This window comes from Tahibacter amnicola (assembly GCF_025398735.1).
GTDB lineage: Bacteria > Pseudomonadota > Gammaproteobacteria > Xanthomonadales > Rhodanobacteraceae > Tahibacter > Tahibacter amnicola.
In genome coordinates, this window is sequence record NZ_CP104694.1 from 428,009 (window position 1) to 452,551 (window position 24,543).

Annotated in this window: 21 protein-coding genes; 11 read left to right on the top strand and 10 right to left on the bottom strand. The window is 66.8% G+C overall.

From position 1 onward, the window contains the following. Window positions 1-73 precede the first annotated feature (73 nt). The 3 genes from N4264_RS01775 to N4264_RS01785 all read left to right on the top strand — a co-directional run bounded on the left by N4264_RS01775 (window position 74) and on the right by N4264_RS01785 (window position 4,242). Window positions 74-748, top strand: a complete 675-nt coding sequence (locus tag N4264_RS01775; protein WP_261695368.1) for a response regulator transcription factor — start codon at window positions 74-76, stop codon at window positions 746-748. A 201-nt stretch (window positions 749-949) separates the two neighbouring features. Beyond that, window positions 950-1,498: an ECF-type sigma factor gene (locus N4264_RS01780; RefSeq protein WP_261695369.1), complete on the top strand. Its 549-nt coding sequence runs from the start codon at window positions 950-952 to the stop codon at window positions 1,496-1,498. Then, a complete protein-coding gene (locus tag N4264_RS01785; protein WP_261695370.1) occupies window positions 1,498-4,242 on the top strand; it encodes a serine/threonine-protein kinase in 2,745 nt (914 codons plus the stop codon). Before N4264_RS01780 ends, N4264_RS01785 begins: the two co-directional genes overlap by 1 nt. A 78-nt stretch (window positions 4,243-4,320) precedes the next feature. Here N4264_RS01785 and N4264_RS01790 read toward each other — a convergent pair whose 3' ends face one another. The 3 genes from N4264_RS01790 to N4264_RS01800 all read right to left on the bottom strand — a co-directional run bounded on the left by N4264_RS01790 (window position 4,321) and on the right by N4264_RS01800 (window position 9,054). Continuing rightward, window positions 4,321-4,551: a hypothetical protein gene (locus N4264_RS01790; RefSeq protein ID WP_261695371.1), complete on the bottom strand. Its 231-nt coding sequence runs from the start codon at window positions 4,549-4,551 to the stop codon at window positions 4,321-4,323. Between the two features lie 306 nt (window positions 4,552-4,857). Further along, window positions 4,858-5,361, bottom strand: coding sequence for a GNAT family N-acetyltransferase (locus N4264_RS01795; protein ID WP_261695372.1), 504 nt, complete (start codon window positions 5,359-5,361; stop codon window positions 4,858-4,860). A 186-nt stretch (window positions 5,362-5,547) separates the two neighbouring features. After that, the gene (locus tag N4264_RS01800) at window positions 5,548-9,054 is read right to left on the bottom strand and encodes a hybrid sensor histidine kinase/response regulator (RefSeq protein ID WP_261695373.1); all 3,507 of its coding nucleotides are present in this window, start codon (window positions 9,052-9,054) and stop codon (window positions 5,548-5,550) included. A 114-nt stretch (window positions 9,055-9,168) separates the two neighbouring features. Between N4264_RS01800 and N4264_RS01805 the strand changes: the two genes are divergently transcribed. The 8 genes from N4264_RS01805 (at window position 9,169) to N4264_RS01840 (ending at window position 16,862) form a co-directional block, all read left to right on the top strand. After that, window positions 9,169-9,831, top strand: a complete 663-nt coding sequence (locus N4264_RS01805; RefSeq protein ID WP_261695374.1) for a 4'-phosphopantetheinyl transferase family protein — start codon at window positions 9,169-9,171, stop codon at window positions 9,829-9,831. Between the two features lie 111 nt (window positions 9,832-9,942). Beyond that, window positions 9,943-11,682, top strand: coding sequence for an LSm family protein (locus N4264_RS01810; RefSeq protein WP_261695375.1), 1,740 nt, complete (start codon window positions 9,943-9,945; stop codon window positions 11,680-11,682). 42 nt (window positions 11,683-11,724) lie between these two features. Continuing rightward, on the top strand, window positions 11,725-12,324 hold the full coding sequence (locus tag N4264_RS01815) for an RNA polymerase sigma factor (protein WP_261695376.1): 600 nt from the start codon (window positions 11,725-11,727) through the stop codon (window positions 12,322-12,324). A 2-nt stretch (window positions 12,325-12,326) separates the two neighbouring features. Then, on the top strand, window positions 12,327-12,755 hold the full coding sequence (locus N4264_RS01820) for a hypothetical protein (protein ID WP_261695377.1): 429 nt from the start codon (window positions 12,327-12,329) through the stop codon (window positions 12,753-12,755). Between the two features lie 14 nt (window positions 12,756-12,769). Continuing rightward, complete coding sequence (locus tag N4264_RS01825; protein WP_261695378.1) at window positions 12,770-13,717, top strand: PDZ domain-containing protein; 948 nt, start codon at window positions 12,770-12,772, stop codon at window positions 13,715-13,717. Between the two features lie 483 nt (window positions 13,718-14,200). Continuing rightward, window positions 14,201-15,601 carry a serine hydrolase domain-containing protein gene (locus tag N4264_RS01830; RefSeq protein ID WP_261695379.1) on the top strand — a complete coding sequence of 467 codons (1,401 nt, stop codon included), beginning with the start codon at window positions 14,201-14,203 and terminating at the stop codon, window positions 15,599-15,601. Window positions 15,602-15,622: 21 nt separating this feature from the next. Further along, window positions 15,623-16,411, top strand: coding sequence for a pyridoxine 5'-phosphate synthase (locus N4264_RS01835; RefSeq protein ID WP_261695380.1), 789 nt, complete (start codon window positions 15,623-15,625; stop codon window positions 16,409-16,411). 76 nt (window positions 16,412-16,487) lie between these two features. After that, window positions 16,488-16,862: a hypothetical protein gene (locus N4264_RS01840; protein ID WP_261695381.1), complete on the top strand. Its 375-nt coding sequence runs from the start codon at window positions 16,488-16,490 to the stop codon at window positions 16,860-16,862. Here the strand turns inward: N4264_RS01840 and N4264_RS01845 are convergent. From N4264_RS01845 to gyrB, 7 genes are all read right to left on the bottom strand, one after another. Further along, entirely contained in the window at window positions 16,856-17,176 is a 321-nt protein-coding gene (locus N4264_RS01845) for an antibiotic biosynthesis monooxygenase family protein (RefSeq protein ID WP_261695382.1), read from the bottom strand. The two genes, N4264_RS01840 and N4264_RS01845, sit on opposite strands and share 7 nt — an antisense overlap. After that, window positions 17,173-17,574, bottom strand: coding sequence for an ExbD/TolR family protein (locus N4264_RS01850; protein ID WP_261695383.1), 402 nt, complete (start codon window positions 17,572-17,574; stop codon window positions 17,173-17,175). Before N4264_RS01850 ends, N4264_RS01845 begins: the two co-directional genes overlap by 4 nt. A gap of 715 nt (window positions 17,575-18,289) precedes the next feature. Next, the gene (locus N4264_RS01855; protein WP_261695384.1) at window positions 18,290-18,709 is read right to left on the bottom strand and encodes an ExbD/TolR family protein; all 420 of its coding nucleotides are present in this window, start codon (window positions 18,707-18,709) and stop codon (window positions 18,290-18,292) included. Window positions 18,710-18,712: 3 nt separating this feature from the next. Continuing rightward, window positions 18,713-19,465, bottom strand: a complete 753-nt coding sequence (locus tag N4264_RS01860; RefSeq protein ID WP_261697557.1) for a MotA/TolQ/ExbB proton channel family protein — start codon at window positions 19,463-19,465, stop codon at window positions 18,713-18,715. A gap of 142 nt (window positions 19,466-19,607) precedes the next feature. Continuing rightward, on the bottom strand, window positions 19,608-19,970 hold the full coding sequence (locus N4264_RS01865) for an energy transducer TonB (RefSeq protein WP_261695385.1): 363 nt from the start codon (window positions 19,968-19,970) through the stop codon (window positions 19,608-19,610). 513 nt (window positions 19,971-20,483) lie between these two features. Further along, the gene (locus tag N4264_RS01870; protein WP_261695386.1) at window positions 20,484-21,797 is read right to left on the bottom strand and encodes a tetratricopeptide repeat protein; all 1,314 of its coding nucleotides are present in this window, start codon (window positions 21,795-21,797) and stop codon (window positions 20,484-20,486) included. Between the two features lie 328 nt (window positions 21,798-22,125). Then, window positions 22,126-24,537, bottom strand: coding sequence for a DNA topoisomerase (ATP-hydrolyzing) subunit B (gene gyrB, locus N4264_RS01875; protein WP_261695387.1), 2,412 nt, complete (start codon window positions 24,535-24,537; stop codon window positions 22,126-22,128). Window positions 24,538-24,543: the final 6 nt, after the last annotated feature.

Sequence of the window (24,543 nt, forward strand, 5' to 3'; positions counted from 1 at the left end):
TCATTGCGCACTCGCCGATGCATGACCTTGGCGGCATTGCGGGAGCATTGCCGTCGATGCCATGCTGGTCGCCATGTCCGAATTCCTGATAGCCGACGATCATCCGTTGTATCGCGACGCATTGCGCCGCGCGATCACCCAGGCCGCGCCCGACGCGCGGTTGTTCGAGGCCGATACCGTCCCGGCGTTGTTCAGCCTGGTGGAGGCACACCCGGACGCCGAGCTGTTGCTGCTGGACCTGCACATGCCCGGCGCCCGCGGTTTTTCCGCTTTGGCACATTTGCGCGGCCAGCACCCGGGGTTGCCGGTGATCGTGGTCTCCGCCCACGAGGAAGCCACGGTGGCGCGTCGCGCCCTCGCGCACGGCGCGGCCGGCTATATTCCCAAGTCCAGTTCGGCCGACACGATCGTCGCGGCGATCCGGCAGGTGCTTGACGGCGAGATCTGGCTGCCGCCACAGCATGCCGCGGGGGCTGCCGAACTGCGCAGCGACGAAGCCCAGGTGGCCGCACGCGTGGCCGAGCTCACGCCACAGCAGTTCCGCGTGCTGGCGATGATTGCCGAGGGCTTGCTCAACAAGCAGATCGCCTACGAGCTGGGTGTCTCCGAAGCCACGGTCAAGGCGCACATGACCGCGATCATGCGCAAGCTCGGCTGCAACAACCGCACTCAGGTGGCCTTGGCGGCCAGCCAGCTCGCGCTCGAACCGGTGACGCCGCCGGCGCCCTCCATCGACGACGATCAATAGCGTCGCTGCCAGGCCGGCGCCCGCCCGCCGGAGGGGGAGATCGGCACCGGCGCTCGTTCCAGGGAAAGCCCTCCCGCCACGCCCGCTCCATCGGCCGGACGACGCCGGCCGGCACCGCGCCGCACGCGCGGTGTTACCGCGGTGCTAGTCTTGCCAACGCGCGCGGGTCGGTCCGCCCGTGACCGCACAGACAGGCATACCGTGGCAGAAGACGACATCACCGCACTCCTCAAGCAAGCGCACGCGGGTGACGGCGACGCTCTGGAAACCGTGCTCGAGCGGGTCTACGAGCGCCTGCGCCAGCTGGCACGCCGGCAGCTGGCCGGTGACCGCCACCAGACGCTCTGCACGACGGCCCTGGTCCATGAAACCTTCATGGGACTGGTGGAGCGCGGCCAGCTGGATTTCGACGACCGCGGACGCTTCTTCGCCTACGCCGCCACGGCGATGCGCAATGCCCTGATCGACCGTATCCGCCGGCGCGGCACGCGCGACCGCTACGCCGCGGCCGTGGCCCTGGAAGACGACACCGGCGGAACCGATCGCGCGCTGGACCTCGCTGCCCTCGACCAGGCGTTTGCCAGGTTGACCCAGGTGGATCCCCGCCTTGCCCGCGTGGCCGAGCTACGTCTGGCGGCCGGTCTGAGCTCCCCGGAAATCGGCGCGGTCCTGGGCGTGACCGACCGCACCGTCGAGCGCGAATGGCTCAAGGCGCGCGCCTTCCTGGTGGCCTGCCTCGACGGGGCGTGATGAAGCTGTCGCTGGACCAGCGCTGGGCGGAGCTGGCGCCGCTCCTGGATGAACTGCTGCCAATGCCGCCGCAGGCGCGCGCGGCCTGGCTGGCCAGTCAGCCCATCGATGATGACCTGCGCGAACTCGCGCGGCGCCTGGCAGAGGCCGACAGTCGCGCCGGTGATGCCCTGGAAGCCTCCTGCGACACCGAGCGTGATATCCCGCTGGAGGAACCATCGTCCTTTGTCGCGCCGGAAATCGCCGGCTACCGCGTGATCCGTTTCGTCGGCGCGGGCGGTATGGCCAGTGTGTTCCTGGCCGAACGCCGTCTTGCCGACACCGTGCAGGCGGTTGCACTGAAGTTGCTTCGTCTCAATGTGCACAATCCGGAAGAGCGTCGTTTGTTCCGACGGGAACAGGCGGCCCTGGCGCGACTGGAACATCGCAACATCGCCCGCCTGATCGACGCCGGTTTCGCCGCCGACGGCACGCCCTGGCTGGCCGTGGAGTATGTCGAAGGTGAATCGCTGCTGGCCTGGTGCGACAGCCGGTGCGTCGATCTGCGCCAGCGCGCAATCGTTTTCCTGGAGATCTGCCAGGCCGTATCAGCGGCGCACCAGGCCCTGATCGTTCACCGCGACCTCAAGCCCGCCAATGTGCTGGTACGCACGGATGGCACGGTGAAGCTCGTCGATTTCGGCATCGCCAAACTGCTGGAAGCCGACGGTGACGCCACGCGGACCGAGATGCGCCGCCTGACCCCGGGCTATGCCGCGCCCGAACAGTTCCACGGCGACGCCGTGGGCACCGGGGCCGACATCTATGCGCTGGGCGTGATCCTGACCGAGTTGATGACGGGCACGCGCCCGGAACCGCATGCGGACGGATCCGTCGCGCGGCTGTCGACGCAGCGGATCGACCTTGCCTGCGCGCAGGCCCGCGGCACCGACGTGGCCAGTCTGCGCCGGCTCGTACGCGGCGACCTGGAAGCGATCGTCGGCCGCGCCCTGCGGCCCGACCCACGCCAGCGCTATGCCTCGGTCGAGGCCCTTGCCGCCGATGTCGACGCCTGGCTGCAGAACCGGCCTGTCGCAGCACGGCGCGGCACGCGGCGCTACCGGCTGGGTTGTTTTCTGCGTCGCCACACGATGGCGCTGGCCGCCAGCACGATCGCCGTCGTGGCGTTGCTGGCCGCGACGGGCATCAGCCTGCGCCTGGCGCAGCGCGCCGACCAGGCAGCGGCGCTGGCGCGGGAAGAAGCGCAGCGCGCGCGACGGGTGCAGGACTTCGTCGTCGGCATGTTCCGCGTGGGCGAGAACGGCATTCCCAAGGGCCGTGCGACGTCCGCCGAGGAGCTGGTCGACCGCGCCCTCGCCGTGGCACGCCGCGAATTTCGCAACCAGCCCGAATCGCTGGTTCCGCTGCTGGGCGCCCTGGGTGAACTGCACCGCGGACTGGGTCACCTGGATACCTCGCTGGCCGTGCTGGCCGAAGCGGCGGATATCGGCCAGTCGCGCCTGGGCGCCGGGGACTCGCGCACCCTCGGAGCCGAAGCGGAACTGGCACACACGCGGTTTCGTGCCGGCGACTACGGCCCGGCCGCGGAGCGCCTGCGCGCCGCCATGGCCCGCTACCACACCGCCGGGGGCGCGCCGAGCGAGGCGGTTTCCGCGGCCCTTGGCCGGCTGGGCATGCTGGAACTGCAGCTGGACGAGCCCGGTACCGCACTGGCGCACCTGGCCGAATCCGTGGAGATCGGCCGGCGCGTCTTCGCCGGCGACCACCCTGCCCTGCAACGCACGATCGAGGTCTACGGTGGAGCACTCGCCGATGCCGGCCAGCCCGCCCACGCCGCCGCCGTGCTGGGCGAAAACCTCGCGATGGCGCGCCGCCTGTATGGCAACGACCACATCGTTGTTGCCAGTGCGCTGGAATCCATTGCGGTCCTTGAAGCCAGCCGCGGCCGGCTGGCGCCGGCCGCAACGGCGATCGAAGAAGCTCATGCCACTATCCGTCGCGTAGCACCGGGCCCCAGCACGATCGGTGCCTACGTGGCCAATACCCGCGGCATCGTACAACTGCGGCGCAGCGATGCACTCGCCGCTCGCGCCTCCTTCGAGGAGGCCATGCAGATGTATGCCGCCCTCAATCCGGCGGAGCATCCGATGGCCGCCGCCACCCAGGGCAACCTCGGGCTGGCGGCGATGGAGCTGGAGGACTATCCCGCCGCCGCCACGCACTATCGCCGGGCGCGCGACATCAGCCGCATCGTCCGCCCCGCCGGCGATGAGCGCATCGCCAGCTTTGCCTGCCTCATGGCGGCTGCCCTGCAGCATGCCCGCGATCCCTCCGTCACGGCCGAGATCGACGCGGCGCTGGCGATCTTCGGCTCACCACGCGCCGCGCTGTCACTCACGCATGCGGAGTGCCTGGCGCTGGCGGCGCTGGCCGCGCTGGAAAACGGCGATGCGGCGCGGGCTGTGCTGCTGGCCGATCCGGTGCTCGCGCACGGTCCGCGACTGGGCGGCGACGGCACGCCGGTACTGGTGGCCAGCGTGGTGCGGGCGCGGGTCGCGCTCGCCGCCGGCGACAAGGCAGCCGCGATGCGCGTTCTGGCGGCATCGACGACCGCGTCAACGATCATCCTCACGCCGCGGCGCGCTGCCACAGCCTGGTCCGAGCTGGCCGGACTGGCACGTCAAATCGGCAACGAGGAACTGGCGCGCACCGCCACCGCCCGCGCGGAAGCGCTACGTCTTTAGCAGCATGCTTGCACTGCGGCTGCCGGGTCGCTCCCGGGTCGCCGCGACAACGTGCGCGGCGACCTCCACTCACATGTTCTAGCCGAACTGTACGACGCTGAACCAGCGTCCAGAGCTGGACTCCACAAGCGCGTCCATCGCCTCGTTCCACGAATACCAGCCCCCGTTTTCATCCCGCGCCCACCGCAGCCATTCACGCCGCCTCGGCTCGCATTCGGGATTTCGGGGTTCCTGGAAGACGCGCAGTTCCCGTTCCACACCCTCGGAATCGCGAACGACCAGCCTGCCCTTGCCTGCGAACATGTCCATACGAGTGTTACCTCCGCCAGCTATGCTCACGGGAGCAGTGCTCCCGATGCAGATGCAGCAGAAGATGTGCCAGCGCGCGCGATGTCGCAGAAATCATCGCGACCGCGGCGGACCCGGCCATTTTGATCGAGCAGTTCACAGTTTTCCGTGGGTCCGCCGCGCACAACGCCCGACTGGACCGTCGCTTTGCCGCAATGCGTCAGCGTGCAATGGCACAGGCGGACATTTTTCGCGCAATGCCGGGGGTTTCCGTGCCACGCCGTGCGCGCGTCCGGGCACTTCGAGTGCGCGGTGGCGGGGTGGTTCCTAGCCCGGCATCTGCACGTCCAGCGGCTGCGCCGCAAGCGCCATGAGGGCGTCGCCGCTGACGCGCTGCACCGTCCATTCGTCCATGGGTACGGCGCCGAGGCTGCGATAGAAGGCGATGGAGGGCGCGTTCCAGTCCAGCACCCACCACTCGAATCGGCCACAGCCACGTGCGACCGCCAGCTTCGCCAGGTACACCATCAGCGCCTTGCCGTAGCCTTTGCCGCGATAGGCCGGGCGCACGAACAGGTCTTCCAGGTACAGGCCGCGGCGTCCGACAAAGGTCGAGAAATTGTGGAAGAAGAGCGCGAATCCGACGCAGGCGTCCGATTCGTAGGCCAGAATCACTTCGGCGACCGGCCGGTCTCCGAAGAGCTGGTCGCGCAGGATCGCTTCGGTGGTGACGACCTGGTCCAGCATCTTTTCGTAGTCGGCCAGTTCACGGATCAGGGCGAGGATCTCCGGGGTGTCCTCGGCGGTGGCGAAACGCAGCGTCAGTGACATGGCGGACTCGTTCGGAAGGGGCACGGCAGTATGCCATTGCGACGGAGCGCCACCGTCACGCGGCGGGCGTCTGCGTGACGCGGTGATGCCAGCCGCGCGCGGCGCTGTGGCCGCGCATTGCCGGGCCTGGCCGCGCCCTGCTCAGCCTGCGGCGCTATCCAACCTATCCGCTACGTACTCCGTAGCTTATGCGCGAGTAGCGTCCTTGACGCCGCGACCCAGCGCGGAAAGCAGGGCGCGCAGCGCGGCAGGCTTGATCGGCTTGTGCAGCAGCGCGTAGCCGCGCAGGCGCGCGCGCTGCTTCAGCTCGGGGCTGTAGTCGGCCGTGATCAGCGCCGCCGGCGGCGGCGGGCGCAGGGTGCGCTGGATTTCCGAGAGCGCATCCAGGCCATCCTGCAGCGTGCCGAGGTGGAAATCGGCCAGGATCAGGTCCGGCCGGCGCGCGCGCACCGCCGCGCGCGCCTCGTCGACATTGGCTGCGAGGTCGCAGCTCAGGCCCCAGCGTGTCAGGAGCGCGCTCATGCCTTCCAGGATCGCCGGCTCATTATCCAGGCACAGCACGTGCAGCGGCGGCAGTGCCGCGCCGGCGGCCACCGGCCGGCCGATGCCGCGGGGTTCGTGCGCCGCGCGGCGCGCCACCACGGGCACGCGCACGGCGAAGCAGCTGCCACGCCCGGGAATCGACCGCACGCTCAGTCGATGGCCCAGGATGCGCGCCATGCGCTCGCAGATCGCCAGGCCCAGGCCCAGTCCCTGCTCGCCCCAGGGCGAGGACTGCCCGGAGCGCTGGAATTCGTCGAAGATGCGATTCTGCTGTTCGGGCGGAATGCCCGGGCCCGTATCCCAGACCTCGATCACCGCGTCGGTGCCCTGGCGGCGTACACCGACCACCACCCGGCCCTGCGAGGTATAGCGCAAGGCGTTGGAGACGAAGTTCTGCAGGATGCGCTGCAGCAGGTGTGCATCCGTGCGCAGCACGACGCGGCTGGGCCGCGTGCGCAGCGACAGGCCGCGGCGCTCGGCGACGACGGAGAATTGCTGGCGCAGCGGCTCGACGATATCGGCATAGGCCACGTTGGCGATATCCGGGCGGTATTTGCCGGCATCCAGGCGCGAGGCTTCCAGCAACGCATCCAGTAGCGTCTCGGCGGCGCGGAAGGCCGTATCGATGCGCTCGGCCAGCTGCGCCGACTCGGCGTCCAGCCCCGGCTGGTGGCGCAATGCCGAAGTGAACAGCTTGGCGGCGTTCAGTGGCTGCAGCAGGTCGTGGCTGGCGGCGGCGAGAAAGCGGGACTTGGACTGGTTGGCCGATTCGGCCTCGAACTTGGCGCGTTCCTGCGCCGCCAGCGCGGCGGTCAGCTGCGCCGTGCGCTGGGAAACGCGCTGTTCCAGCGTCTCGTTGGCTTCGCGCAGGGCCAGCTCCGCGCGCTTGTAGTCCGTCACGTCCGTAAACGTGGTGACAAATCCGCCGCCGGGCAGCGACTGGCCGCGCATCTCCAGCACCGTGCCGTCGGCACGGACGCGCTGGTAGACATGCGCGGTACCCGCCCGCATGTGCTTGAGCCGCTTGTTGACGTGCGTATCGACATTCCCTGGCCCGCATTCGCCGCGCTCGGCGTTGTAGCGGATCAGGTCCGCAATGGGCCTGCCGACGTACACCAGTCCTTCGGGATAGCCGAACATTTCCAGGTAGCGCCGATTCCAGGCGACCAGGCGCATATCCGCGTCGACGACACTGATGCCCTGGGAAATGTTCTCCATCGTGGTCGACAGAAGCTCGCGGTTGAAGCGCAGTTCCTGCGAGGCCTCGTCCAGCAGGGCCACGGCCTCGCTGAAATCAAGGCCGGTACCGCGCAACGCCGTGGTCAGCATGCGCCGGGCCGACGCCGAGCCGATCGCCGAGGCGAGCAGGCGTTCGGTGTGCTGCAGCAAGGTACGGTCGGCCGATTGCTGGTCAGCCAGTGGCTTGCCGCTGGTGGCGGCGTAGTCGTCGAACGCACGCGCCGCATTGCGCTCGCCGATGATGCGACCGACGATGACGCGCAGGTCGCCGACGCTGATCCGGCCACGCCATTCGCTGAACATCGGACTGGCGCGCTCGCCGGTCGGATCCAGGAAGCTTGCCGCGCGCAGGCGTTCCTCCACCCGCGGCCGGTAGCGCAGCGACAGGAAGACGCAACAGGCCACGTTCACCAGCAGTGACCAGAACACGCCGTGGGTCAGCGGGTGCCAGCCGGAGAGCTGGAACAGGGCCTCGGGCTTGAGCCAGGCCAGCCCCAGCGGTCCTTCGCGCACCCAGGCGTCGTCGAACCAGCCCGCCGCGGCAAGGCTGGGCAGCAGGAGGGTGTAGATCCAGACCAGGAAGCCCATGCTCATGCCCACCTGGATCGCCACGCGGCTGGCGCTGCGCCAGTAGAGCGCGAACAGCAGCGCCGGCGCGAACTGCGCCACCGCGGCAAAGGCGAGCAGACCGATCGACGCCAGCCCCTGCGACTGCGAGATCGTCCGGTGGTAGGCATAGGCCAGGAGGGCCAGCACCAGGATGGACACCCGGCGCACGCCCAGCACGACACCGGAGAGATCCTTGTGCTGCTCCAGTCGCAGCGCACGCACGCGCAGCAGCGCGGGCATCACCAGGTCGTTGGAGATCATCGTCGACAGGGCCACCGCCGCGACGATCACCATGCCCGTCGCGGCCGAGAACCCGCCGACATAGGCCAGGATCGCCAGGCCGCGCTCGCCGTTCACCAGGGGCAGCCAGAGCACCCACGCATCCGGGCTGAGGCTGGCACTGCCGATCGCGGCGGCGCCGGCCGCGGCGATCGTGGGCACGAAGGCGCAGATCAGGAGCAGGTAGAGCGTGAACATCCAGCGTGCGCGGCGAACGTCGCCGGGCTGTTCGCACTCGACCACGCCGACGTGGAACTGGCGCGGCAGGCAGATCATCGCCGTGAACGCGATCAGCGTCTGCGCGATGAACCCTGGCGGCAGGCCCTGCTCGCGCAGGTCGGCCACCACGTTGGCGGCAGCGGTGAGCTCGCCCTGGGGCAGGGTCGCAGCGTAGAGGCCCACCGCGACGAAGGCGACGAGCTTGACCACCGACTCGGCCGCGATCGCCAGCATCATGCCGTGGTGGTGCTCCGTCGCGTCCACCTTGCGCGTGCCGAAGAGAATGGCGAACAGCGCCAGCAGCAGCGCCACGTAGAGGGCGGAGTCTTCGAAGATTTCCACCTGCTCGCGCGCCACGCCCAGGCTCAGCACGTCGATGCTCAGGGCAACAGCCTTGTACTGCAGCGCGATGTAGGGAACGGCCGCCGTGATTGCGATCAGCGTGACCAGCGCACCCAGCGCATGGGATTTGCCGAAGCGTGAGCCGATGAAGTCGGCGATCGAGGTGACGTTGTTGGCCTTGGCGATCCGCGTCAGGCGCTCGAGCATGCCGCTGGAGAGGGCAAACAGCAGTATCGGGCCTAGGTAGATCGGCAGGTAAGACGGCGCCGAGTGCGCGGCGCTCCCGACCGCGCCGTAGAAGGTCCAGGACGAGCAGTACACCGCCAGCGCCAGCGAGTACACCCAGGGACGCAGCGAGGCTCGGCTCGGATACAAGGGGCGTGCGTCGCCGACATAGGCCAGTGCGAAGAGGATCGCCACGTAGCACAGCGAAACGAGCAACAGCACCCAGCCGGCAATCACAGGCAATACTCCCCGAGGCGTGGGTGGATTTTAGGGAAGCCGGCTCCGCTTTGCGTGATGGCGTGCCTCGCCCCGCGGCTTGACCGGCCCCTCGGCGCCGACAAGCATAGCCGGATGATCACTGCCTCTGCTTTCCAGCCCGTCGACACCGTGCAGCCGGCGACCGGTGATATTCATTTGTATATGTGTGAATTCGCCCACAGTTCTGCGATGCAATGCCGGCAGGCGATGCGGTCGCGGCTGTACGCTGTGCTTTCCGGCTGGTGCGGGCGTACCGTGAGTGCGGATGACCTGCATCGCAGCGAGCACGGCAAGCCCACGCTGCGGAATGGCGGACCGCTGCATTTCAGCCTCAGCCACAGCGGTTCGCTCGGGTTGATCGCAGTGGCCTGGGATACGGAACTGGGCGTTGACGTGGAGCAACCGGGCAAGCCGCGCGCCGTGGCGGCACTGGCACGGCGCTACTTCACGGCCACGGAGGCGGATTGGCTGGCTCGCTGCGACGAGTCGGTCCGCCAGGATGCCTTCCTGACGTTGTGGACCGCCAAGGAGGCCGTGGCCAAGGCGATCGGCCGCGGCCTTGCCTACGGCCTGGACCGGATCGGTTTCGTCGCGCAGTCCGGCGACGGGCGCTGGCGCCTGGACGCCGTGCAGGGCGAGGCGGGGCCGGCGGCGAGGTGGCAATGCCATCCGCTGCAACCCGGCCGCGCCTGCCACGGGGCCGTGGCGTGGCGGGGTACGCCGCGGCCGATCCAGGCGTTCCGTTTTTTCCGTTGACGGCCGCCGCGGATGGCAGTCCGCCGGAGGCTGAAGGCCCTGTTGTGGTACCACCATGAACGGGCTAAGTTTCCTTTGAACGCGACGCCAGGGCCTGGTCAGAATTTCTCCATGTGGAAGCTGCTGCGCAATCTGCTGCTGACGGCGTTGTTGCTGGTCGGCGGAGCCAAGCTCGCGCTGTGGGCCGCGGCCTACCAGCAGGCGGGCGTCATGGCGCAGTTGCTGCAGCCGTGGGGAACGCTGAACTGGTCCAGCGCGAGCGGCCGCTTGAATGGCAGCATCCGCCTGACCGGTGTTCGCTTTGTGCCAAAGGCACCGCTGCCGACCGCACCGATCGATGCCGCGGCCGTGGTGGTGCAGACGCCCGGCCCTTTCTGGCTGCTGCGCCGCGCGGTCATGCGCGACGTGAGCCCGCCCGAGGAGCTGGCGGTCAGCCTGGAGCAGAGCCGCGTACCGTTCCTCCACGGAGCCGATGGCAAGGGGGTGGCCGAGTGGATCGGCGATGTCAGCCTGCTGCCGTTCGAGGCCATGGGCTGCGGCTCGGTGACCCGGATGAGCGAGGCCGACTTCAAGACCATGGGCGTCACCTACCGCCTGCCGACCTTCACCGTCGACTACCGCTACGATTCCAACGCCCGCTCGCTGGTCATGGGTCTGTCGGGCACCAACGAGGCCTTCGGCAGCGTGCGGATCAAGGCCGATCTGTCCGAGTTTTCACCCCAGATCGCCACCAACAAGACCGCCCGCGACGCCGTTCGCATCGGTGCCATCACCCTGCGCTACCAGGATCACGGTTACCTCGCCAAGCGCAACCAGTTCTGCGCCGGCCGCCGCGGCGATTCGAACGAGTCCTTCATCGAGGCGCACATCGGAGCCGTGCAGGATTTCCTCAAGGAACGCCATGTAGTGCCAGCCGAAGGCGTGATCGAGCTGTATCGCGCGTTGCTGGTGCACGGTGGTTCGGTAGAGCTGCTGAGCCTGCCCAATGTGGAAGTCGCGCCGGCCCAGTACGCCCGCTACGACCCGGAGGAAGTACTGCGCTGGTTGAACCTCACGCTGCGTCACAACGATGCGCCGCCCGTGCTGTTCAAGCTCTTCTTCCTGGCGACCGAGCCGACCGAAGCCCTGGCCGGCATCGACAAGGCCTTGATGCACGATCCATTGGCCGAGCCGGCGCCCGAACCGGAGAAGCCGCCGCCGGCAGAGCCGCCGGTCACGCCGCCCCCGGCAACAACCAGCCCCCTGTCGCCCGTGACGACAGCGACTGCCGCCGTCACGCCGCCGCCTCCCGTGGCGCCGGCCACACCGGCCCGCCCGCCCGTCGCACCGGCCACGGCGCCGCGACCACCAACGGTCACGACCGTGACGGCGCCCCCGGCCAGCTCTACGGCTTCCACTGCGACGACGACTCCGCCACCGGTAACGTCCCCGCGCCCGACAGCGACGCCGCCCCGTCCAGCGGCCACCGCGAGCGCCACGCAGACTGCTCCCACCTTGCGGGTCACCGCGCCGCGCGAGGATCCGCGCGTGGCCGGGCGCAGCTCCGCACCGCCGCCGCCGCCGGGATCCACTGCCGCCCTGGTCTGGCAAGGCGCCGGAATTGACCGCCTGCCCACTGACCTGGATCCCGTCGAGAAGCCCTATACGGTGATCGCCTACGCCAACGCGGGACAGTACGCGGGCGCTTTCGTCACCCTGATCACCTCCGGCGGCAAGGAGATCGAAGGGCGCATCACCTCCGTGGACGACGAAGGAATCGCCTTGTCGGTGCAGAAGGGTGGCGGCCAGGCGCGCTTTTTCGTCGAACGCTCGCGCATTCTGGAGATCCGCCTGCTGCGCAAACGCGCATGAGCCTGCGACGGTCACGCGCACCAGCGCGTCTGCGGTAGACGCATGATGACGACTCGAACCGACGACAAATCCGGCTTTGCCCAGGACATCGATCCGCTCACCCTCGCCCGCGCCCGCCGCGGCGACGTGGGGGCTCATGGCCAGATCTACCGCACCTACTCGCGCGCCTGCTACACCCTGGCCCTGCGCGTGGTCGGCAATACCGCTGCCGCGGAAGACATCGTGCAGGACGTGTTCCTGAAGATGATGGACGCCATCCGGCACTTCCGCGGCGATGCGCCGTTCGGGTCCTGGCTCAAGCGCATGACGGTGAACGCGGCGATCGACCAGCTGCGCTCGCAGCGCCATTTCGATCCGGATGATCCGGAGCGGCTGTTCGCCAACGTGGCGGAAAATGTCGCGGGTACGCCGGACGACAGCCATGACGCCATGACCTTGCTGCAACGCCTTCCCGCGCGGGCCCGTCTTATCCTCGTGCTGCATGAGCTGGAAGGCTACACGCACAAGGAGCTGGCTGAACTTTTTGGCCAAACGGAAAGTTACTCAAAATCCATTTTGTCGCGTTCTTTGAAACGGCTGCAGGAATGGCTCGACGCGACCAAACCCGTTGTGGAGTTGCAGCCGTGGCCGACCCGGAGCTGAGCTTGAAATCGCTATCCCTGGGCGCGCTGCCCGAATTCGATCCGCCGCCGGATCTGTGGACGAAGATCCAGGCCGAACGAACCCGCCGCATCCGCCGTCGCGGGCAGTGGCGCTGGGGCAGCGGCATTGCCGCGGCGCTGGTACTGGGCGTCGCCGGATGGGTGGGTTTGCCTGCCGGTCCAGGTAATGATCCGCTGGTGCTGCTGGAGCAGGAATCGCACCAGCTGGAGCTGGCCTACGCGGCGCTGGATCACTCGGGCCTGCCGCTGGAGAGCGCGGCCGAACTGCGCGCCGTCGAGCAGGCGCTGCAGCAGGCCTACGATCGCGGTGCGGGCCATGCGGAGCTGACGCCGCTGTGGCGCCAGCGCAATGAAGTACTGAGCAGCCTGATCGCCCTGTCGGCGGCCGGTGCGCAGCTGACCCGAATTTGAAGTGGAGATTGGCAATGCCTATGCGTTTGAAATCCTTCACCATCCTGCCCGCCGTCCTGGCATCGGCCCTGGCTGCGGCGCAGACCGACACGGTCGAGCAGCAGGTTCGTGACGAGATGCAGCTGGTGTTGGTGCGGATGATCGAATCGGGCGCCTTTGCCGGCAAATCCGCCGATCAGATCGCTTTCACGCTGGACGAGCCGGAGCGGCGCGTGACCAACCTTGGCCTGGTGGTGGATTCGGCCAGTGGTGAGCGGGCGCATGACGGACTCCGGGTACTGGCGGTTTCGCCGCGCAGCTCCGCGCAGAAGATGGGCATCCGCACCGGCGATACGCTCACCGCCGTCAACGGCACCCCGCTGGCGCGGCTGGGCGCGGATGCGAACGGTCATGCGCGGGCCGCCAGCGTGTTACGCGAGGTCGTGGATGCCAGCGCCGAGACGGCCAGCCTGAGCTTCGCACTGCGCCGCAACGGGCAGGACATGACCGTCTCCGGAGCACTGGCCAGCGTCACGCTGCCGCCGATTCATCTGAAGGTGGGCCGCGGCGAGCTGTTGGCCGACGCCGGCTCCAGCCGCAACCGGCGACGCCAGGAAGAAACGAGTTTCCAGGGGTGCGGCCACCTGAGTGTCTTCGACGTCGCACCGCGCGGCCAACGAATCTATGGTGTGAAGCTCCTGTCGATCGACGGCGAAGTGGCGGGCCCGGGCAACAGCCCGCAGTTCCGCGTGGCAGCCGGGCCGCACACCCTGGAAATCGCCGAACTGATCGATCCGGAACAGTTGTCCTTCAACAGCCGCCAGCGCGGCGACAATGCCCGCAAGACACTCAACGTCACGGTGCAGGCCAACACGACCTATTACCTCGGCGCCAAGCTCGATCCATCGCGCCGCTCCGAGTGGAAGGACGGCGCCTACTGGGAGCCGGTGGTCTGGAAGGAAGCGCCCGGCGACTGTCGCTGAGGGACCGCAACCGCCTGTTGCTCCGGTAAAGCGCCAAGCGCGGTGATGTCGCGCGTCTGTGACGCGGCATCACCGTATTCTGACGTCGAGGCGCTATGCTTGCGTTTCGATGTCGATCCTATCTCTTCTTTGTCGTGCCACTGCGCTAGTGCTGGCCGGGCTGTCTGCAGCATTGGCCGAAGACGGCCCACCAACCTTGCCGCCCGCCGTCCACCAGGCGCTCGAACGGGGCACGGCCACCGGCGTGTGGCCGGCCGTCATCCTGGTACAGGTCCGCGATGGCGCGGTGTCCGCGTTTCCGTTCGGCCGCGTCGATGGAGAAGGCAGTGCCGTTCCGTCAGAGAACCACCGGTTCCAGCTCGACGGCGTCAACGCGGTCTTCAACGGGTTGTTGCTGGCGGACCTTGCGTCCCGCGGCGTCGTGCGTCTGGATGATCCGATCAGCCGGTTTCTCCCCCCGGCGCCGGTTGCGCCGACGAGCGGGTGTGCGCGATCACCCTCGCCCAGCTGGCCAGCCAGCGCTCCGGCTTGCCGCCGGTGCCCTTCAACCTCTTTCCATCGGATACCCGCGACCCGTACCGGGACTACACCGAATCGGACCTGCTCCAGTTCCTGCAGCAGTTTCGGGCAGCAGCCGACAGCGACGGCGGCGATTCGGAACTCGCCAGCGGCCTGCTCGGGTGGGCGCTGTCCCGCGCGTCGGAACAGATGCTTTCAGACGCCCTCGCCGGCCGGGTGATCGGCCCGCTGTCGCTCGGCGCAACCGACACGACAGACCGGGAGCTGTTGCCGGGATTCGAGGGGGCATTGGCAGCCGTCCCGCAGCATTTTGACGGCATCGCAGGCGCAGGCGCACTGCGCTCGACGGCGGCGGACATGGCGCGGCTGCTGCAGGCTCTGCTCAAGCCCGGCGATTCGCCGCTGCGACCGGCCCTGGTGATGGCCCGCCAGGTGCGCGGTGACGGGGCGTCGGCGCGGGGATTGGGATGGCGTGTGCAGTGGGTCGGCGCCGATGGCCAGGACTGGCCGGTTCTGTGGCAGCAGGGGCGCAGCGGCGGGCATTCGGTTTTCGTCGGCTTTCGCGTCGACCGCCAGCAGGCGGTCGTGCTGATGGGCAACCAGGCCAGTTCCCTGGCCGGCATCGGGCTTGCGCTGCTGACCGACTCGGCGCCGCCGCCGTTGCCGCCGGCGCCGCGCAGTGCCCCTGTGCCGGACGACGTTTCGGCGTACGCAGGCCTGTACGAATTCGCGGCGGGCCAGGAGCTGGTGCTGCGTGCGGTCGGCTCGACACTGACGGCCCAGACCACCGGTCGGCTCGCGGTGCCGCTGCACCCGGTGGAACCGGACCAGTTCGCCTATCCGCAGCTGCCGGTGCTGCTGACCTTCACGCGCGATGCCGGCGACCGGATTGAATCCTTGCGCTGGACCGAAGGCGGCGTGGTGGTGCCGGTGCGACGCCTGAGCGCGCGTGCACCGCGCATTGCCCGTACCGCGCGCACCCTCACCGCCGAGGCGCTGGCGCCGTATCGCGGTGACTATCAACTTGATAGCAACGTCCTGGCGCGGGTGGATGTCCGCGATGGCGTTCCCGGCATACAGCTGACCGGCACGGCGCGCCGCCCGTTGATCGCCTACGCCGACGACCGCTTCGCGACCGAGGACGGCGAACTGGAAGTCGAGGCTGTCCGCGACGCGAGCGGACGCGCCACCCGCTTGCATCTGCATCTGCTCGGCGGCAAGGTCACCCTGCAACGCGTAGAGCCTGTGCGGGCCATTTCCGGACCGGTGCCGGAGGCAGCGGCTCCGCCAACGAAACCCCGGCCGACCCGGAAGTCACCCGGCAAGGATTCCGCCCCGGCGCCCCCGCCGCCGACAGGGCACTGACACGATGACAGCAAGGGCCCCATGACCGTCCTGAGCGTGAACCTCAACAAGATCGCCGTGCTGCGTAACTCCCGTGGCGATGACGAACCCGATATCCGCAAGGCGTGTGAGACGGTGATCGCCGCCGGGGCCGGCGGAATCACGGTGCACCCGCGACCGGACCAGCGCCATGTGCGTCCGGGCGACGTGGACGCACTGGTGGAGCAGATCGGCGGTCGCGTCGAGTTCAACATTGAAGGCAACGGATTCGCCGGTCCCCGGGGCAGTTATCCCGGATTGGTGGCCCTGGTGGCGAAGGCGCGGCCGGCGCAGTGCACCCTGGTGCCTGATTCGGATGCGCAGATCACCTCCGATCACGGTTTCGACCTGGCGGCTGACGCGGCGCGGCTGCGACCGCTGATTGCGGAACTCAAAGCCCAGGGGGCGCGCGTGAGCCTCTTCGTGGACGCCGACTGCCCCGACGTGGAGCGCGCGGCCGAGCTGGGTGCGGACCGCATCGAGATCTATACCGGACCCTATGCCAAAGCCTTCGCGCGCGGCGACCACGGCGCCGCGCTCGCAGACTGCGTGCGCGTTGCCGAACGCGCCCACGCGGCGGGACTGGGCGTCAACGCGGGCCACGACCTGAACCAGGCCAACCTGGGTACGCTGCGCCAGGCGATTCCGCAACTGGCCGAGGTCTCCATCGGTCACGCGCTGATCGGTGAAGCGTTGTATGACGGCCTTTCGACGACCGTCGCCCGGTACCTGGCGATCCTTTCCGGAAATGGCACGCTGAATATCTCCGATGCCCTTCGACCACGCCCTTGATCGCGCGCCGGCGCGTCCTGCGGGGGTGCGCTACCTGCCAGTCCGATCGCATGAGCCGTTGGGGCGGATGGACCTGATGCCGGCCGTTGGCGTCCTCGCCGCGCTGGTGGCGCTGTTTGCCGCCAGTGCGATCAGGACGCCGCGCCACGTGATCGCGATGCCAGCGCACGGTGGCTGCGGCAACATCGCAGATGTATCGCACCTTCCCCACGACGACATTCTGGTTACCCCCGAAGGGGTTGTTCGCCTGAATGATCGCGCGGTGGACGCCGCGGCGCTGGACGAGGCATTGAAGACGATCAGACGTACCGGTGGGTTCGTCGATGTCTTTCCACACGCTGCTGCCCGCTATGACGATGTTGCACAGCTTGTCGGCACGCTCCGCGCGCACGGCGTTTCCTTTGCGCTGACGAGTGCGCCGAGCGGTTCGCCGTCGTATCGCATCTATTGAATATCTATAAACGTACCGATGTGGTGCTCGCCAGCGGTCAGTTCTTCGCAGATCTGGTCGATCGCCTGGTACTGCGTCGCGTAGGCCTGGCGAAATGCGGCGTAGTGCGATTCGGACTGCCAGCGATCAATCGTGAAATAGCGGCCCGGTGCGTCGGTGTTCCGTAGAAGGGACGTACCCAGATGCCCCTCGCCCCGGCGAAACAGAGCGGCCCAGGTGCCGTTCGGCCCGTAATGTTTCTCGAAGGCTTCGCGGTGTTCCTCCGGCACCTGGAATTCCCAGATAGTGATGTGGATTTCCCCGTCGGCGCTCATCGCGGCGTCTCGATTGCGATCTGCTCCAGGCCCGCCTGCCGGATCAGGCTCAAGGTCGCGACCACATGCTGGTGCGAGGTGGCCGCCGCAGGCCGCAGCTGCACGACGACCGGCTTGCCCGAGCCGGCCAGCATGACCAGGTCGGCCTCCAGCTCTGCGGCGGTCAGCGCCCTGCCGTCGCGCAGGACCTGCCCTTCGGTACCGAGTGTCAGTTCCACGGTTTGTGGCGGGGCGCCGGCTTCCGGGCGGCCACCGAGCGGCAGCGGCAATTTTCCGCTGAGGACCGGCGTCGCGAGCATGAAGATCAGCAGCAGGGCCAGCATCACGTCAATCAGCGGCGTGATGTTGATCTCGGCGATGCTTTGCGAATGGACGCGCTGTGCAGAGGCGAAAGCCATGGCGGAACCCCCATTGCCCGCGAGTGGGCGTTTTCAGGATAGGTCCGCTGCCACGGCCAGAGCCAGCGCGTTGGCGTCAGCGGTATTGCGGCGGCTGAGCGTTCAGGCCGGCCGACACGCAAGCGAGCGCTCGCTGCAACGTCGTCGCCCTGGACGCTGATCGGTGAACGTCACCGGATCGCGTGAAGCCGGGCCCCGGCGCCCTCCACACCAGCGCACGTGCGGTTCCGTATTCGGCGGTTCGCGTTTGACGCTGGAACGGGCCGCGTCCGCCGGTGCTGCGCTTGCGTATCCCTTCTTCGCTCAGACCAGCGCGTCGCAACCGTTACGGTCGACGAGTGGGGTGCTTGGCCTGCCGCCATGACAGACAGCGCAGCCGCCGACGCCGCCAGCCGTCGATCTCCTCCCACAGTTTGCGGCTCTCGCTCAGCGCGACGTAGCTGCCCATCGCAGCAACGGATTCAACCGTCCCGGCGTGCCGCACAGGCTTCGTCGGCATCCCTGACGGGACAGCTCGCGGGCACGTCCCTGTAGCCGCATCACGCGTTCATGGGCTTCCGCCAACTCGTCCCCATGGCGGACGACCAGCGGACTTTCATCCCAAGGCAGGTGCGCCCTGCCGGGCGCACCAATAAAAAAGCGCCTCGGTTTCCCGAGGCGCTTATCCGGCTCGCACCGGCAGGGTAGCGTTGGCGAGCTTGCGTTTCTTGCTGTGTTACTGACGGGCCGGCGTCGTCACGAAGCCGATTTTCACCATGCCCTGGTTCTTCGCGTCCGACATCACCTTGGCGACGATTTCGTAGCGGGTGTTCTTGTCCGCACGAATCTGCAGCTCCGGCTGCGGCGTCTTCTGGGCCGTAACGGCGAGCTGGGCCTTGAGCTCCATGTCACTCAGCAGCTGGTCGTTCCAGAAGAAGCTACCGTCTTCCTTGATAGCCAGATCCACCGGTTCAACGGGGTTCTGTTCCGACGGCTGGTTGGTCGCCTGGGGAAGGTCGATGCGGATTTTGTGCTGCATCAACGGTGCCGTGATCATGAAGATGATCAGCAGCACCAACATGACGTCGACGAGCGGCGTCACGTTGATTTCCGCCATCGGGGCGCCACCGCCACCGCTGTTAGCGCTGAATGCCATGGCTTACTTCCTTGCGGCAGGGGCCGCCGTCTGACCAGGACGCGCCGGGGCGACCGGGGCGCCGGCTTCCACGCGCGAACCCGTGGCGAAGAAGTCGTGCAGGTCGTGCGCGAATTCATCGAAGCGGGCCAGGATGACGCGGTTGGAGCGCACGAAGAAGTTGTACGCGAGCACCGCCGGGATAGCGACGAACAGACCGAAGGCGGTCATGATCAGCGCTTCACCGACCGGGCCGGCCACGGCGTCGATCGAGGCATTGCCCGAAGCACCGATGCGGATCAGGGCGTGATAGATACCCCACACCGTACCGAGCAGACCCACGAACGGGCCGGTCGAGCCGACGGTCGCGAGGACGGTCAGGCCGGCTTCCAGGCGGCCGCTTTCGCGGGCAACGGCCTGGCGCAGGGCGCGGTCGATGAACTCGGAGCGGTTCAGCGCTTCCACCAGGCGGCTGCCTTCGTGACGCTGGTGATGGGCGGCGGCCGAGGCGCAGTCCAGGGCGATCTTCGAGAAGGGCTCGGACTTGGGCTGTTCTTCCATGAAGCGGATGGCTTCCTGCGCCGACGGGGTTTCCCAGAAGGTGCGCATGACGGTGTTCATCCGCGCGCGGATAGCCGTGTTGCGGATGGCGTTGAGCACGATCCAGTAGATCGACAGCAACGAGAACAGCACCAGCGTCACGAAGACGATGAGGCCGACCAGGTCGAAGTTCTCGGAGGCCGGGTTGTAGTTCTGGATCAGGTGGCCGAAACCCATTTCTTTGAGGGCGCCGGCGTTGCCGCCATGCAGTGCGGCAGCGGCCGCCTCAGCAGGAGGAGCTGCCGGGGGAACGGATCCGGCTGCGGTCGAGGTGTCTTGGAACATGACGCTACCCTTCGTAAGTGGAACTTAATGGAATTTACAGATCGTTGAGGCTGAAACGGAACGGAACCAGCGCCCAGCCCTCAACCGCCGCACCGTTTTTCTGACCCGGATTGAACACCCAGGTCTGCGCGGCATCAATCGCCGCACGATCCAATTCGCGAAAACCCGAAGATTTTTCGACTTGAATGTCCTTGGGCTTTCCGTCGACACCAACCAGCACGCGCAGAACGACTTCGCCTTCGTGGCGTTGACGAACCGCTTGCGGCGGGTACCTCGGCGGACGCGCCTTGCGATAACTGATGTTTTCGCTCGGTGCGATTTCCGAGGGTGGTGCCGGGGGCGCCGGAGGCGCCGGAGGCGGAGCCGGGATCGACATCGGCGTCGCCTCTTCCGTCACGATCGGCGGCGGAGGTTCCGGCGGCGGCGTCGGCGGCGGCTTGACCTTTTCAATGATCTTCGGCGGCGGCTTCTTCGGCGGTTCCGGCGGCGGCGGCGGTGGAGGCGGCGGCGGCGGTGGAGGCGGCGGCGGCGGCGGCGGTTCGACGAATTCGACCGACACTATCTTCTCTTTTCCTTCTGCTTCGCCTGCGGCGGAGCCACGGGCGCAATCATCAGCAGGAAGGCAAACCCGTGCACGGCCATGGCGGCGGCCAGCGCGGATGTGCGCCTCCAACTGTACGTTTCGCGCTGGTCTTCTCTCGTCAACGCCATTGCTTTGAACCAAGGTTCGCTAGTGAAAAACGGTGGACTGGATCACGCGTTGTGCCGGACAGCGGTCGCAGTTCCGGCGGGGGCAGGCACCGTACACGAGGCCCGCCCTCCGCTCAAGCGTTCATTGCCGGATTCTTATCTTAACCCGGCCTGAAGCCTGGCGGATATCGCTCAAGATGCAGGGAATGCGGTCTGGATATTATTTTTTCTTCGGTGCGCCGGTATTGCCCTTGATCATCTTCAACCAGGTTTCGGACATCTTGCGGGTTTCTTCGTACCCGTGCGCCTTTTCCATGGCGGCGATCGCGGCAGACTTGTTACCGAGTTCGTTCTCGGCATTGCCGAGCAGCACGTAGGCCGCACCCTGGCGCTTGACACCGCGCTGCAGGGCCTTGGTCATCGAATCCTTGGCCTCGGCCCAGCGCTGGGCGTTCACCAGCATCTGGCCGCGCAGGAAATCGGCTTCGCCGTCTTTGGCGAGCGGCGAGGCCTTGCCGTAGGCTTCAATGGCTTTGTCTTCGTTATCAGCCAGGGCGTAGGAATCGCCCAGGAGCTTGTACATTTCGTAGGTGGGCTGGACGGCGCCCTTCTGGAAGCCTTCTTCCAGGAGCGCGGCGCCCTCGGCCGGCTTGTCGGCCTGGCCGTACAGCTGGGCGAGCAGCTTGTAATCGTCGGAGGTGGTGATCAGGCCACGTCCCTTGGCGTCGGACAGCAGCTTGAGCGCCTTCTCGGGGGTGTCCCCGTTGACGTAGACCGAGGCCAGTTGCTGGATCAGCTTCTTGTCAGACGGATTCTTGGCCAGCTGGGCCTCGATGATCTTGGCCGCTTCGCCATACTGGTTCGATTCGTAGTACGAGGCCATCAGGATCTGCGACCAGCTTTCCTGCGGCTTGTCCGAAGCGGCAACGGCCTGCTTCATGACTTCGATGGCTTCGTTGTACTTTTCCATGCGATAGAGGGCGTTGCCCTTGATCGCCAGCGCCTCGGGCTTGTTGTCGCCGCTCTGCGCGATGTACTTGTCGATCGACGCGATTGATTCGCTGTACTTCTCTTCCTGCAACTGGAACTGCGCCAGGGTGTAGATCGCCGGGAAGTGATTGGCGTTGGGCAGCGCGTCCAGCTCGATGGCCTTGGCGAGGTCCTCGATCGCACCGGCGCCGTCTTCCTTGTCCCACTTGATGTTGGAGCGCAGGTAGAGGGCGAATGCGTGGGCGTACGGGGTGAGCTTCTTGTCGTCCAGGACGTCGTCGATGATCGGGAGGGCGTCGTCACCCTTTCCGTCGGCGACCAGGTCATTGACCTTGTTCAGCTTGGTGCCCAGGCCCGACGGCATCGACGTCTTCGGATCGACGCGGTTGGCATGCGGGTAGGCATTGGCCTGTTCGGCGCCCTTCTTCGAGGCACTGCGGCTGGGCTCCGAGCCCGGCCGGCGGTCGGCCTGCGCGGCGGTCGTGGCGAGTCCCAGCGCGATGCCCAGACAAAGCACGATCTTCTTGGCGGTGATGGCCTGCATTTTTTTTGCCTCGAGTGGTCAGTTCGATACGGCAATCGCCGTAGCCGGAAAAGGGGCCCGAGAGGTTAATCCGCGTGCTTGCAAACTACAAGCGGAGCAAAACGCCCAATCGTTAGGCTTGTGTTAAAGGCAGCGCTTGTATCCCTTCCGCGATGCAATTTGTTGTTACGGATTGCGCTTTGATGCGACGAAGGTCTAATAAAAACAGGGGTTTTTGGCGATCTGCGCAACGTCGGGAAATAATCCCGGACGCTGATTAAGTCGCCAAATACACTATTCCAGTTGGGAAAATCCGGGCGGTGCGGACCTTCGCGCCGCCCGGAATCGTTCAGACGTCGAGATTTGCGACACGCAAGGCGTTCGATTCGATGAACTCGCGGCGCGGTTCGACCACGTCTCCCATGAGGGTCGAGAAGATCTGGTCGGCCGCCACGGCGTCTTCGATGCTCACCTGCAGCAGTCGGCGCGTTTCCGGATTGACCGTGGTCTCCCACAACTGGTCCGGATTCATTTCACCCAGGCCCTTGAAGCGCTGGATAGTCCGGCCCTTCTTGGCCTCGTCCATCAGCCACTGGCGGGCCCGCCCGAACGATTCGATCGGGTGCGCGGCGTTGCCGCGGCGGATCTCCGCGCCGGCCTGGATCAGTCCGGACAAATCCCTGGCGACCGTCTGGATGGGCGCCATCTCCGGGCTGGCGATAAATGCGGCCGGCAGGAACTGGGTATGCGTCAGGCCGTGCTGGTCGCGTTCGATCACCAGGGCTGCCGGATGATCCGGCGTGGCCGGCTGGGAACGGATCCGATAATTCGGCCGCCCCAGGCCGACGTTGTTCAGGCGTCCGGTGAGTCCGGCGATCCAGCTGTCCAGGCGCGGGGTGTCGTCCCAGATGGCCTCATCCAGCGGCGCGATTTCGAGCATCGCCGTCAGTACCGTGGCGTCGCAGCGGTGGCTCAGACGGTCGATCTGGTCGAGCGCCAGCTGGTAGTGCACCAGGAGCCGTTCCAGTGCTACGCCGGTGACACCCGGGGCCCCACCGCCCGGCCGCAGTTCCGCATTTTCGACGGCGTTGTTGATCAGGTACTGATTGAGCGCCGTATCGTCCTTGAGATACAGCTCCTGCTTGCCCTGCTTGAGCTTATAGAGCGGCGGCAGGCCGATGTAGACGTAGCCACGCTCGATCAGCTCCGGCATCTGCCGGTAGAAGAAGGTGAGCAGGAGGGTGCGGATGTGCGAACCGTCCACGTCCGCGTCAGTCATGATGATGATGCGGTGGTAGCGCAGCTTGTCCGGGTTGTATTCGTCTTTGCCGATACCGCAACCGAGTGCGGTGATCAGTGTGCCGACTTCCGCGGACGAGAGCATCTTGTCGAAGCGCGCGCGCTCGACATTGAGGATCTTGCCCTTGAGTGGCAGCACGGCCTGTGTCTTGCGGTTTCTGCCCTGCTTGGCCGAGCCACCGGCCGAGTCACCCTCGACGATGAACAGTTCGGACAGCGCCGGATCCTTTTCCTGGCAGTCGGCGAGCTTGCCCGGCAGTCCGGCGATATCGAGTGCGCCCTTTCGGCGCGTCATCTCGCGTGCCTTGCGGGCGGCCTCACGGGCGCGCGCGGCATCGACGACCTTGCTGGCAATCGCACGTGCCTCGGCGGGGTTTTCGAGCAGGAACTCCTCGAGCTTGGCGTTGACCACCTGCTCGACGACCCCCTTCACTTCCGATGAGACCAGCTTGTCCTTGGTCTGAGATGAGAATTTGGGGTCCGGAACCTTGACCGAGAGAACCGCAATCATTCCCTCGCGCATGTCGTCGCCCGACAGCGCCACCTTGGCGTTCTTGGCGACGCCAGAGTTCTCGATGTAGTTCGTCAGGGTTCGGGTCAGCGCGGCTCGAAAGCCGGTCAGATGGGTACCGCCATCTCTCTGGGGAATGTTGTTGGTGAAGCAGAAACACGTTTCCTGGTACGCATCCGTCCACTGCAGGGCGGCTTCGACCGTGATGCCGTCCTGCGCGGCGTCGAAGGTGACGACATTCGTGTGGAGCGGTGTCTTCAGCTGAGCGAGGTGCTGCACGAAGGAGCGGATGCCGCCCTCGTACTGAAAGATGTCGTGCTTGTCGTTTCGCTCATCCAGGATCTCGATCTTTACACCCGAATTGAGGAAGGACAGTTCGCGCAGCCGCTTGGCGAGAATGTCGTAGTGAAACTCGGTGTTCGAGAACGTCGCAGGGCTGGGCTTGAAGCGGACCGTGGTTCCACGCCGGTTGGTCGGTGGGCCCTTCTTTACCGCGTAGAGCGGTTCGCCCAGCGAGTATTCCTGAACATGCTCATGACCATCGCGATAGATGGTTAGCCAGAGATGGTCGGATAGCGCGTTGACGACGGATACGCCGACGCCATGGAGGCCGCCCGAGACCTTGTAGGAATTGTCGTCGAACTTGCCACCGGCGTGGAGCACCGTCATCACGACTTCCGCCGTGGACCTGCCCTCTTCCGGATGGACGTCCACCGGAATACCGCGACCGTTGTCCGAGACGCTGACGGATCCATCCTGATGGATCGTTACGTGCACGTGGTCGCAATAGCCCGCGAGCGCCTCGTCGATGGAGTTGTCGACGACTTCGAAGACCATGTGATGCAGGCCCGTGCCGTCATCGGTATCTCCGATGTACATGCCGGGGCGCTTGCGGACGGCTTCGAGGCCTTTGAGGACTTTGATGTTACTGCTGTCGTACTGTTCGCTCATGCGGGT